Raw genomic sequence first — 12,267 nt, 5'->3', positions numbered from 1 at the left:
TTACCCCGTTACTACAACGCCGCCATCGACGGCCATGCACTGTCCGGTCATCGCGCGGCTGGCATCCGAGGCCAGGAACAATGTCGGTGCGATCATGTCTTCGGGCGTCAGGTGTTCTTTCAGGCACTGGCGCTTCAAATGCGCTGCTAGGTCATCCGGTGTGGCCCACATATCAAGTTGCTTTTGCGTCAAAACCCATCCGGGAGCCAGCGCATTGATACGAATTTTTTGCGGCCCCAATTCGCGTGCCAAAGATCGCGTCATTCCGGTAATCCCGGCATTCGACGTCGTATAGATAGGGTACCCCGCATTCCCCATCATGTAGCTGATCGAGCTGAAGTTGACGATTGACCCCCCTTTGCCAGTCATTTGGCGCGCAGCCTCCTGACAGGCGAAGTAGTAGGCCTTGAGGTTCACCTCAATCATCCAGTCCCAGAACTCGGCGGTGGTTTCCTCAAGCGAGTGACGCTTGTCGTTAGCGGCGTTGTTGACCAACACATCCAAAGGTCCATGTGCCTCGGCAGCCTTTTGCATAGTGGCGTGCAGCAATTCGGTATCCGTCATGTCGCCCTGCATGAACAGCGGCGCGCGGCCATGTTTGTCTCGCATTTCCTCAACGAATGCGCTGGCGTCCGAGCGGCCGATAAAGGCAACGTTTGCGCCCTGGGCCAAAAAACCGTCTGTCAGTGCGGCCCCTACACCTGAGCCGCCGCCGGTAATATAGACCGAGGCGCCGTTTAGATCGTGAAAAGTGGCTGGATGGTCCATCAGTGGCTCTCTCTGGTCACAAGGCGGGTGTCTTTGCCGACGAGGAAGTCTAGGTCCGCGCCCTGATCGGCTTGCAGCACGTGGTCGATATAGAGTTTCGCGTAACCGCGTGTGTAGTGCGGATCTTCCGGTTGCCACGCGGTGCGGCGGGATTCCAGTTCCTTTTCATCGACCAGCAGTTCCAATTCGCCCTTGCTGGCAGACACGCGGATACGATCCCCGGTTTTGACAAGGGCCAAGGTGCCTCCGGCTTGCGCCTCGGGACTGACGTGCAGGATCACCGTGCCATATGCGGTACCGGACATGCGGGCGTCGGATATGCGGATCATGTCGCGGACGCCTTCCTTCACCAGTTTGGCCGGGATCGGCATGTTGCCGACCTCGGGCATGCCGGGATAGCCCTTTGGGCCGCAGCCCTTCAGGACCAGAATGGTTTCAGACGTTACTGGTAGATCATCCCGGTCAATATTGGCTTTCAAGTCCTCGATGCTCTCAAAAACGTAGGCTTCGGCTTCTGTTTCCAGTAGTGCATCCGTCGCGGCCGAGGGTTTTACAATGGCCCCGTTGGGCGCGAGGTTCCCGCGCAGCACGCGCAATCCCGCGGCGGGTTTCACCGGATCGTCGAAGGGGCGGATGACGTCGGGGTTAAAGCATTCTGCCCCTTCAAAATGCGCCGAGATATCTTTGTTCAGAACGGTTTTTGCAGGGCGCAGGAAGGGTTTCAACTCGTTCAGAACCACGGGCACACCGCCCGAATAGCAGAAATCCTCCATCAGGTATTTCCCGGAGGGCATACAGTTCACCAGCAGCGGGATTTCCGACCCGATTTCAAAGTCTTTTAGCGTCAAGTCTACGCCCACGCGGCCCGCCAGCGCGAGTAAATGCACCACTGCATTGGTCGAGCCGCCAACGGCTGCATTGGCCAGAATGGCATTTTCGAACGCTTCCTTGGTCAGGATGTCCGAAGGTTTAAGGTCTTCATCGACCATCTCGACAATCCGTTTGCCGGTCAGGTGCGCTAGAGCCATCCGGCGGGCATCAACTGCGGGTAGGGCGGCGTTGGTCGGGAGGGACATGCCCATCGCTTCGACCAGCGACGCCATGGTCGAGGCGGTGCCCATGGTCATGCAGACCCCGGCGCTGCGTGACATACCGGATTCGGCGTTCATGAAGTCCTTCAGTGTCATCTCACCAGCGCGTACAGCTTCTGAGAATTTCCAAACATCCGTGCCCGAACCAATGTCTTTTCCCTGGTACTTCCCGTTCAACATCGGGCCAGAGCTGACTACGATCGAGGGCAGATCGACCGAAGCGGCCCCCATCAGTTGCCCCGGCGTGGTCTTGTCACACCCACCCAGCAACACCACGCCGTCGATGCCATAGGCGCGAATAGATTCCTCGACATCCATTGCCAGCAGGTTGCGGAACAGCATGGCAGTTGGCTTCATCTGGGTTTCACCCAGTGACATCACCGGGAATTCGACCGGAAATCCTCCGGCCTCCCACACGCCACGTTTGACGCCTTCGGCCAGATCCCGCAGGCCCGAGTTGCAGGGGGTCAGTTCCGACCAGGTGTTGCAGATGCCAATGATCGGACGACCATCGAAGGCGTGATCGGGAAAGCCTTGGTTCTTCATCCAAGATCTGTGGATAAAGCCATCCTTGTCCAGCTTGCCATACCAATGCTGAGAGCGGCGTTTTTTTGTCATTGTTTTTCAGCCTTCTAAAATTGGGATCAGGCCGCCTTGGCGGGTTTGCACCAATCTGGCAACCAATCGGCATGTGCCACCAACAGGTCACTAACCAAGCTGCGGATCTGACGCAGGTCCAGTTCAGCGGCCGTATGCGGGTCCATCATAGCGGCGTGGTAAATGTACTCGGGGTTCTGCTCAACCAATGCCCGCACAGTCAGTTCCTGCACGTTGATCTGGCTGCGCATTAACGCGATCAGCTGCGGTGGAATGTCGGTGACGACCGAAGGTTGGACACCGTTAGTGTCGACAAGGCAAGGTGTTTCGACAGCCGCGCCAAGGGGGAGTTGAGGGATCTGTCCAGTATTGGGCAGGTTCCCATACGCCACGTAGGGCGTATCCGTCACGATCGCATTCATCAGGTCAGCGGCGAATTCATGGCTTCGGATCACTTCAATATCACGCCCGTCGGTCAGGGTTTTGGCCTGTTCTTTCCAACTGGCGATCTGTTCTTCGCAGCGGGTTGGGTATTCATCCAGCGGGATGCCGAACTGCTCAATCAGGTCCTGGCGGCCATCTTTGATGAACCATGGAACGTACTCCGCCAAGTGTTCTGAACTTTCCGTGCAGAAATAGCCCAGATGTTCCATCACCTCATACCGCACCTTGTTGGGGCATCGTGGCATCAAAAGCGGTGGTTTGGGAATTTGCCCGCCGGCATACCCTTGCCGCAACGCCGGGTAGAGGTCGCGCCCTTCGTGTTCCAGCCTCAGGAAAAAGGCCACGTGGTTAACGCCTGCCACCTTGTAGCGGAACTCGTCCTTGGGCAGGTCCAGATCGTGAGCAAGTTCTTCAACGGTGTTTTGGACAGAGTGACACAGGCCGACATGTTTCAGCGCCGGGAAACGTTCTGCCAGCGCCCATGTGTTGATCGCCATCGGGTTCACGTATTGCAGCAGCGTTGCGTTTGGGCAGAGCTGCATCATGTCTTGTGCAACGTCCCACAACACAGGAACCGTGCGCAGGCCTCGCATGATGCCGCCGACGCCCAGGGTGTCAGCGATGGTCTGGCGCAGGCCGTATTGTTTGGGGATCTCGAAATCCGTCACCGTGCAGGGTTTGTAGCCGCCGACCTGGAAGGCGGTGATGACGAAATCGGCGCCTTCAAGCGCGGCGCGCCGATCGGTATGCGTAGAGACAGATGCCCCTGTTCCGACAGAGCGGATCATCGCCCTGGCGACGGCCTCGCTTTCGGCAAGGCGCACGGGATCGATGTCCATCAGCGCAAAATGGCTGTCGGCCAGTGCAGGTGTCAGCAGGGCGTCGCCCACGATATTCTGCATGAAGATCGTGGAGCCTGCCCCGATAAAGGTGATCTTGGTCATGTGGCAAACCTTTGGTTTGACGTTATTTTACGGCACCGAGGGTCAAACCTGCGATGAAGTGTTTCTGCATGAGGAAGAACATGGCCACCGGCGGCAGAGCCGCGACGATGGAACCGGCACTCATTAGTTGATAGGCCGCCCGAAATTGGGCATTAAAACTGGTTATACCTGCTGTCACGGGTTGGCTTTCCGCACCCTGTGTCAGGACAACAGCCCAGAAGTAGTCGTTCCAGATGAAGGTGAAAATCAACACACTGAGGGCCGCGATCGCCGGTTTCATCAGCGGTAGGACCACGTACCAGAAAATGCGCCATTCACTGATGCCTTCAACGCGAGCCGCCTCGATCAGTTCGAAGGGCAGGGCGCGGATAAAGTTGCGCATGAACAACGTGCAAAAGCCTGTTTGGAAAGCAATGTGGAACAAGACGAGGCCGGTTTTGGTGTTGTAGAGACCCAACTCCAACGTCAGGTCGCGCACCGGAACCATTAGAATCTGGAACGGGACGAAGTTGCCCGCAACAAACATGAAAAAGATCCAGATGTTTGAGCGGAATTTATAGATCCCCAGTGCAAACCCGGTCATGCAACTAAGCGCAACGGCACCGATCACTGTTGGAATGGTGATCATGAACGAGTTCAGCAAATAGCGTGGCATGTCCGAGTTGAAGAATACCTGCCCATAGTTGTAGGCACCCTCAAAGCTGGACGGCATCCCCCAGTAGTTTGCGTTGGTAAAGTCGGCTGCTGGCTTGACCGAGAACAGCGCTACCGCCAACAGGGGGCCGAGCCACAGCAGCAGTGCCAGGGGCAGCATCGCCTGGTAGGTGATCTGAGCCCCGCGGGGTTGTTTTTCGATGGGTTTGGGAAACATCTTAATGCCCCCTTTCTTCGCGGTACATCGACCACAGGAAATAGGCGATGAAGCACAGCATGATCAGGAACAGGATCACCGCGATGGCGGCGCCATATCCCATGCGGAAGCCGTATTCTGACAGCGCGACTTCGAACATGTAATAGGCAAGCACACGGGACGAACCGAACGGGCCACCCTGGGTCATGATCGAGATCAAGTCGAATGACCGAAGCGCGCCGATGATGGTGACAACGAAAGCAATGAAGGTGGCTGGGCGTAGTTGAGGCAGGATGATGTGCCACAGCATCCGCCCGCCTTTTGCACCGTCCAGACGTCCGGCCTCGATCTGTTCAGGATCCACAGCGTTCAGGCCAGTGAGATACAGGATCATGCAGTAGGCTGTTTGCGGCCAGAGTCCGGCAAAGATGATGCCGTAGGTGACGAAACGCTCATCCCCTAGAACATTCAGCGGGCCGAAGCCGAAGAAGCCTAGGAATTCGTTCAACAGGCCGAAAGTCGGATCATAGAACCACGTGAAAACGAGTCCGACGACGACCTGAGATATGACAAAGGGGAAGAAAAACAGCGACTTATAGAGCCGAATGCCCCAGACGGTTTGATTCAGGAACAGAGCAATGAAAAGACCAGCCGGGATTGCTAGCAGGTACATGATCAACCAGATCAGGTTGTTCTTCAGCGATATGTAAAACGCGTCGCGATCGGCCAATTCCCAATACAGGTCTTCGTAGTTGCGAAAACCCACATATTCCGCTGCGCCAAGCCCATCCCATTCGTACAAGGACAAGTTGAAGGATTGGAACACCGGAATGATCACATAGACCATGAAGAACAGCAGACCCGGGGCCAAAAATAGCCACGGCGCTATGCGCTGTTGATTTCTGTGGAACCAGCTTTCCTGTTCAGGGACATCGACGGCTGACATGCGCTCACTCGGTTTTGGATCAATGGAGTAAGCCGGGTATGCACCCGCCTTACGCACGAAGTGGTGCAGGCCGGGCAAAAGCCCGGCCCGACCGGTTTAGTTTTCGTAGATACGCTGACGTGCGCGTTCCAGTTTGGACAGGATACGGTCAGCATTGTCCGGCTTGACCATGAATTCCTGGAACCCTTCCATCGACACCTTCGCCATTTCCGCAGGTGCATCACGATCCCAGAACTGGGCGACGCCACCGGGGCTGTTGGCGGACAGCATCTCAAATCCTTGCTGCAGGAACTTGTCTTCATCAACAGACGATTGAGCGTTCACAGGCAGCTGGCCCAGGTTTGCGCCGTTGTTGATCTGAGTTTGCTCGTCTGCGGAAACGGCAAAGCGCAGGAACTCACGCGCGGCTTCTTTATTCGATGCGTTGGCCGGGATGTGGAAAGTATCAGTTGGCGCATCTTCCGCCAATTCTACATCCGGGTTGATAGAAACGAACTGATAGAAGTCCAATTGGTCGTCGGTCAGTCCCGCTTCGCGCAGCGGCGCAACTGCAAAGTTACCCATCAGGTAAGCGGCGGCTTCGCCGTTCACCATGAAGGGCAGGGCCTCTTGCCAGCTGTACGTCTGATGGTTGTCGACGAACGCGCCCATGTCGATCAGCTGTTTCCAGTTGGCGAAGGTCTGCTTGACCCGGTCGTCTTCCCAGCTGATTTCGCCATTGGCAAGTTGGTTGTGGAAGTCAAACCCGTTGGTGCGCATGTTCAGGTAGTCGAACCAACCGCCAGCAGTCCACAGGAACTTGGTGCCGATCGTATAGCAGGCGCGACCCGAATCGACGATCTTCTGGCAGTTTGCCAGCTCTTCTTCCCAAGTCGTTGGCTCGGTCAGGCCCAGCTCGTCAAAGATGTCTTTGCGATAGTAAACACCCCACTGATAGTAGGTGTAGGGTACACCCCACTGCTTGCCGTCGATGGTCATAGCACCCTTGGTCGACGCCAGATTTTCGGCGATCTCAGGTTCGGCCCACAAGTCCGATACATCTTCGAACAGGCCTGCCTCGACGTAGGGCTTCATGCGGTTTGCCGCATACCACGTCGCCACGTCCGGCGTATCCGCAGTCAGGAAGTTGCGGATCTGGGTCTTGTACGCCTCGCGGTCGATTACTGTTGTTTCGATCTCCAGTCCCGGATGCTGTTCCGCAAAACGGTCGATCATTGCCTCCATCGTCGCGCGCGGCGCCGGGTTGGAGGTATCGAGAAAGATTCGCAGCTCGCCGGTCAGTTCGGCGGCGACAGGTGCGGCAAGTGCGACACTGGCTGCCAAAACGGCGGCAGTGCGCTTGTACATGGAATGCATGGTTTCCTCCCTTAGCTTCCATTTTATACTTTTTCAGTTCCAAATAGTGAAACTGTGTTTTATATATTGAAAACTACACATCAACTCGGTTAGTCTTGTCAAGACCCTCGTGCCGATTGCGATGGGTTAATTGGAGGAGAACAGGCATCCGTGGCTGGTGACGGAACAATAGGAAAAGCATGTGATGTGCTGGATCAGGTGGCTGCATTCGCGCGCCCGGTTCGATTCGCAGAGCTGTTGGAAAGCAGCAATTTCCCCAAGGCGACCCTGTATCGGTTTCTGCAAACGCTGACCAATCAGGGAATGCTGTCGTATGATCCGGACCGACAGACATATACGCCTGGTTTGCGATTGGTTCGGCTGGCTCATGCAGCGTGGACACAAAGCTCGCTCGCGCCAATTGCGCGTCCTTTTCTGGATGCATTGAGCCGGGAAACCGGGGAAACGGTGCATTTGGCACAGCTTGATTCAAATCAGGTGCTGTACGTGGATAAACGCAATGCGGCCCAGCCGATTGAGATGTATTCGCAGGCTGGCAAGGTCGGCCCGGCCTATTGCACTGGCGTCGGTAAGGCCATGATGGCGTTTTTGGATGAGGCCGCGCTGGACCGCGCCGTGTCTCAGCAAAGCTACCACCGCTTTACCGACAAGACACTGACCTCGGAGGCGGCGTTGCGTGCCGATCTCGACCTGATCCGCAACCGTGGCTATGCCGTCGATGACGAAGAGCATGAGCCCGGCATCATCTGCATTGCCTGTCCTATCCTCACCTCGGGCGGGCGGATGTTGGGGGCGATTTCCGTGACCGGATCGACCGAACGGATGAATTTCGACCAATTGGAAACCTGGGTTCCCCGTGTTCGCCGTGTGGCCGAACAAATCGGAGCCGAAGCACAGGCCTGGCGGTTCCCCGAGACCCGCCCAAGCGCCGACACAGACAGGATGCAAGCAACATGACAGGTGTGACTCTAAACCAGGCGATCAAGCGGTATGGCGAGACGCAGGTTATTCACGGCATTGATCTGGAAATCGAAGATGGAGAGTTCTGTGTCTTCGTTGGCCCGTCGGGCTGTGGTAAATCCACTTTGCTGCGGATGATCGCGGGCCTTGAGGAAACAACCGAAGGGCAAATCCATATAGGTGCCCGCGAAGTGACCCATATGGACCCGGCCAAGCGTGGCGTGGCCATGGTGTTCCAGACCTACGCCCTTTATCCACACATGACTGTGGCTGAGAATATGGGTTTTGGCTTGCGCATGAATGGCGTGGAAAAGTCCGAGATCAACAAGAAAGTGCAAGACGCTTCGAACATCCTCAAGTTGGATCAATACCTTAAGCGCAAACCCAAAGCCCTGTCTGGCGGTCAACGCCAGCGGGTCGCCATCGGGCGTGCCATCGTGCGGGGGCCCGAAGTGTTTTTGTTCGACGAGCCCTTGTCCAACCTTGATGCTGAATTGCGGGTCGAAATGCGGGTTGAAATTGCGCGGCTGCACAATGAAATTGGCGCGACCATGATTTATGTAACTCACGATCAGGTCGAGGCGATGACTATGGCCGACAAGATCGTTGTGCTGCGCGATGGCCGGATCGAACAGGTCGGCGCGCCGATGGATTTGTATCGGGACCCAGACAATCGGTTTGTAGCGGGGTTTATCGGGTCACCAGCCATGAATTTCCTTGATTGCGACATCGTCGATGGAAAGGTTTCGCACCCGGCTCTCAGCGAGCCGCTGGATGTGCCTGTAAACGTACCGGCAGGGATGAGTAAAGTGACCCTTGGCATACGTCCGGAACACATCGCAGTGGATCGGGCAGGCGATACTTGCACGGTTGATCTGACCGAAGCGCTTGGCGGTGTCAGCTATACGTATCTGCTGACGCCCAATGGCGATAAGCTGATTGTCGAGGAACGAGAAGATCAGCGCAGCAAACAGGGTGAACGCATCGGGCTGTCAGTGCGACCGGAACGCGCGATGCTGTTCGATCCCGAAACAGGTCACCGCCTTCGCTGAAAAATCCATTTTGTAATTTGAGCGCGCCCGATCATCGATCCGGCGCGTTTTCAATTTTTCTGGATTTTGTATCCAATATCCGTTATGGCGATTCTAAAAGCGTGTGTAACCGCCCAGCCATCGAGGAATTTACCAATGTCGACCAATGTGTTCACCGGCACGATGCCCGCTCTGATGACACCATGCAAACCCGACCGGACGCCTGACTTTGATGCGTTGGTGCACAAAGGAAAGCAGATGATCGACGCGGGTATGTCCGCGGTGGTCTACTGCGGCTCGATGGGGGATTGGCCCTTGTTGACCGATGCACAGCGGATGGAAGGTGTCGAGCGTTTGGTCGACGCGGGTTTGCCCGTTGTGGTCGGGACCGGAGCCATCAACACCAAATCCGCCGTGGCCCATGCAGCCCATGCACAAAAGGTAGGCGCCGTTGGCCTGATGGTCATTCCACGCGTTCTGTCTCGCGGCAGTTCACCTGCCGCGCAGAGGAACCACTTCAAAGCGATTTTGTCAGCCGCCCCCGATGTTCCGGCGATCATCTACAACAGCCCGTATTATGGCTTTGCTACGCGGGCTGACCTGTTCTTTGCTCTGCGCACAGAACATTCAAATCTGATTGGCTTCAAGGAATTCGGCGGCAAAGACGACCTGCGATATGCGGCCGAGAACATTACCAGTCAGGACGATCAGGTAACCCTGATGGTGGGTGTTGATACCGAGGTCTTCCACGGTTTCGTAAACTGCGGCGCAACCGGGTCGATCACCGGGATTGGCACAGCCTTGCCGCGCGAAGCGCTGTTGCTGGCTGCTTTGTCCAAAAAAGCGGCGCAAGGCCATGCTGAGGCCCGCAAGCGCGCACTGGAACTGACCGAGGCGATTCAAGTACTTTCCAGCTTTGACGAAGGCCCGGATCTGGTGCTGTATTACAAGCACTTGTTGGTCCTGAACGGGGAACAGGAATACCGATTGCACTTTAACGAAACGGATGAGTTGACGGATGCACAACGTAACTATTGCGAACAGCAATATGATCTGTTCCAGATTTGGTATGCCGATTGGTCGAAACAGGGTGGGGTGATCGCTGAATGCACGTGATCGACAGTCACACAGGCGGCGAACCGACGCGTGTCATACTGGATGGCGCGCCCGATCTAGGCTCTGGGCCGTTGGCGGAACGAGCACAGCGGCTGGCGACAGAGCATGAGGCGTTCTATCGCTCTGTCATGTTAGAGCCGCGCGGCCAGCCAGCCATGGTCGCTGCGTTACTGGTCGAGCCGGTTGATCCGACATGCGTGACTGGTGTGATCTATTTCGATGTCGATGCCGTTTTGGGCATGTGTGGGCACGGAACCATCGGTCTGGCGGTCACATTGGCTCATCTGGGACGAATCGACGTGGGCCAACACCGGATCGAAACGCCTGCCGGGGTGGTGACGGTCAAGTTGCACGATGCAAACACCGCAACCGTGATCAACGTTGAAAGCCGCAGAATTCATCAGGCCGTTACACTGGATGTCGCGGGCTATGGCCATGTCACAGGCGACGTTGCATATGGCGGCAACTGGTTCTTCATCGTTGATCCCAGCCCGATCCCGGTCGAGCCTGCCAATATTCGCCAACTGACGGATATGACGGTCGCCATCCGAGAGGCTTCGATCACGCGCGGGGTTGGCGGCGAAAAAGGCGAACCAATTGACCACGTTATCTTTCAAGATGATTCACCAGATCCGTCAGTTTACAGTCGCAATTTCGTTCTGTGCCCCGATGACAATTATGACCGCTCACCGTGCGGAACGGGCAGCTCGGCCCGACTGGCCTGTCTGGCGGCGGACGGGCGCTTAGCGCCGAGTCAGGAGATCATCCAACAAAGCGTGATTGGCAGTTCCTATCGGCTGTCCTACCAGCCCGGGCTAAACGGGGGTGTTATCCCCTCGATCACCGGACAAGCATTCGTCATGGCCGAAGCGACGTTGTTGTTCAACGATAACGATCCTTTCAGAGCCGGGATCGAAACATGACCTTACAAGTCGTTGTCATCGGCGCCGGAGTAATTGGGATTACGACCGCGCTCGAACTGCAACGACGGGGCCATTCCGTGCTTGTCTTGGATCGCAAGGGCATCGCGGCTGAAACATCAGCCGGTAACGCCGGGGCGTTTGCCTTTTCTGAGGTCGAACCACTGGCCACGCCCGGCATCATGCGCAAAGCACCGAAGTGGTTGTTGGATCCGTTGGGCCCACTATCTATCCCGCCGGCCTACGCCTTGAAAATTGCGCCGTGGATGTACCGGTTTTGGCGCGCCAGCCGACCGGACCGCTATGAAAACTTGTTTGGTGCACAAGCCAGTTTGATGGCGTTTTCCAAAACTGCGCTTGATCAACTGATATCTACCGTCGATGGCGAGCACTTGCTGCAACGCGATGGGCAGATGCAGTTGTATGAAAGCGAGGCTGAATATCGCGCCAGTTTGCCGACATGGAAATTGCGGCGCGAACACGGGATCGAATTTGAACTGCTTGAAAGCCCGGCCGCAATTGCCGAGATGCAGCCGGGACTCAGCCCTCGGTTCACCCATGCCGGATTTACGCCGAACTGGCTGAACACTGTTGATCCAAAACGATGGGTCGAACACCTTGCTGAGGTCTTTCAGGGTCGCGGCGGTCGGATTGAACGGAAAGATATCCGAACCCTGTCACCGCAGGAAAATGGTGTGCGGGTCGCATGCGCGGACGGAACAATCGAAGCGAGCAGGGTGGTGGTTGCCGCAGGTGCTTGGTCTCATCACATCGTGCAAACATTGGGCGATCGCATTCCACTGGAAACCGAGCGTGGATACAATACGACTTTGCCGGAAGGCGCATTTGATTTGCGTATGCACCTAACATTCTCGCGCCACGGCTTTGTTGCCAGCAAAATAAATGGTGGCGTGCGTGTAGGGGGGGCCGTCGAACTGGGCGGGTTAACCTTACCGCCAAACTACAAGCGCGCCGATATTTTGTTGGAAAAGGCGGCGGCGTTCCTGCCTGGACTAAAAACCGAAAGTGGCACGCAATGGATGGGGTATCGTCCATCGTTGCCGGACGGCATTCCGGTGATCGGCCCGTCTCGTAAATCGGCGGATGTCGTTTACGCATTCGGGCACGGGCATTTGGGCCTGACCCAATCTGCGGGAACTGCGGAACTCGTCGGGGCGCTGGTCGATGGGCAAGACCCACCAATATCATTGTCGCCTTACGCCGCCACCCGATTTTGAGGAGGG

At 56.5% G+C, this 12,267-nt stretch carries 11 protein-coding genes; 5 read left to right on the top strand and 6 right to left on the bottom strand.

The features are described from left to right. The 6 genes from AC2FIO_RS12375 to AC2FIO_RS12350 form a co-directional block, all read right to left on the bottom strand. Positions 1-768: an SDR family NAD(P)-dependent oxidoreductase gene (locus AC2FIO_RS12375; protein ID WP_496697953.1), complete on the bottom strand. Its 768-nt coding sequence runs from the start codon at positions 766-768 to the stop codon at positions 1-3. Beyond that, positions 768-2,477 carry an IlvD/Edd family dehydratase gene (locus AC2FIO_RS12370; protein WP_496697951.1) on the bottom strand — a complete coding sequence of 570 codons (1,710 nt, stop codon included), beginning with the start codon at positions 2,475-2,477 and terminating at the stop codon, positions 768-770. The genes AC2FIO_RS12375 and AC2FIO_RS12370 overlap by 1 nt, the downstream gene beginning before the upstream one ends. Positions 2,478-2,503: 26 nt before the next feature. Next, positions 2,504-3,844: an alpha-glucosidase/alpha-galactosidase gene (locus tag AC2FIO_RS12365; RefSeq protein ID WP_496697949.1), complete on the bottom strand. Its 1,341-nt coding sequence runs from the start codon at positions 3,842-3,844 to the stop codon at positions 2,504-2,506. Positions 3,845-3,866: 22 nt separating this feature from the next. Beyond that, on the bottom strand, positions 3,867-4,715 hold the full coding sequence (locus AC2FIO_RS12360) for a carbohydrate ABC transporter permease (protein ID WP_058271994.1): 849 nt from the start codon (positions 4,713-4,715) through the stop codon (positions 3,867-3,869). 1 nt (position 4,716) lies between these two features. Then, positions 4,717-5,640, bottom strand: a complete 924-nt coding sequence (locus AC2FIO_RS12355) for a carbohydrate ABC transporter permease (RefSeq protein ID WP_058271993.1) — start codon at positions 5,638-5,640, stop codon at positions 4,717-4,719. A 96-nt stretch (positions 5,641-5,736) separates the two neighbouring features. Beyond that, positions 5,737-6,996, bottom strand: coding sequence for an ABC transporter substrate-binding protein (locus tag AC2FIO_RS12350; RefSeq protein WP_496697946.1), 1,260 nt, complete (start codon positions 6,994-6,996; stop codon positions 5,737-5,739). Positions 6,997-7,146: 150 nt separating this feature from the next. Here AC2FIO_RS12350 and AC2FIO_RS12345 point away from each other — a divergent pair, with 150 nt between their 5' ends. The 5 genes from AC2FIO_RS12345 to AC2FIO_RS12325 all read left to right on the top strand — a co-directional run bounded on the left by AC2FIO_RS12345 (position 7,147) and on the right by AC2FIO_RS12325 (position 12,261). Further along, positions 7,147-7,953 (top strand): IclR family transcriptional regulator, encoded by an 807-nt coding sequence (locus tag AC2FIO_RS12345; RefSeq protein WP_496697944.1) that lies wholly within the window; start codon positions 7,147-7,149, stop codon positions 7,951-7,953. Then, entirely contained in the window at positions 7,950-9,008 is a 1,059-nt protein-coding gene (locus AC2FIO_RS12340) for an ABC transporter ATP-binding protein (protein ID WP_496697943.1), read from the top strand. Before AC2FIO_RS12345 ends, AC2FIO_RS12340 begins: the two co-directional genes overlap by 4 nt. Positions 9,009-9,143: 135 nt before the next feature. Continuing rightward, positions 9,144-10,103 (top strand): dihydrodipicolinate synthase family protein, encoded by a 960-nt coding sequence (locus tag AC2FIO_RS12335; RefSeq protein ID WP_282119363.1) that lies wholly within the window; start codon positions 9,144-9,146, stop codon positions 10,101-10,103. After that, on the top strand, positions 10,094-11,026 hold the full coding sequence (locus tag AC2FIO_RS12330; protein ID WP_496697940.1) for a 4-hydroxyproline epimerase: 933 nt from the start codon (positions 10,094-10,096) through the stop codon (positions 11,024-11,026). The genes AC2FIO_RS12335 and AC2FIO_RS12330 overlap by 10 nt, the downstream gene beginning before the upstream one ends. Next, positions 11,023-12,261 (top strand): NAD(P)/FAD-dependent oxidoreductase, encoded by a 1,239-nt coding sequence (locus tag AC2FIO_RS12325; RefSeq protein WP_496697938.1) that lies wholly within the window; start codon positions 11,023-11,025, stop codon positions 12,259-12,261. The genes AC2FIO_RS12330 and AC2FIO_RS12325 overlap by 4 nt, the downstream gene beginning before the upstream one ends. Positions 12,262-12,267: the final 6 nt, after the last annotated feature.

The sequence above is a fragment of the Ruegeria sp. CDSB086 genome, assembly GCF_059611065.1.
The sequence above is the reverse complement of the archived record's forward strand: the minus strand, read 5'-3'. Positions and strand labels throughout refer to the sequence as shown.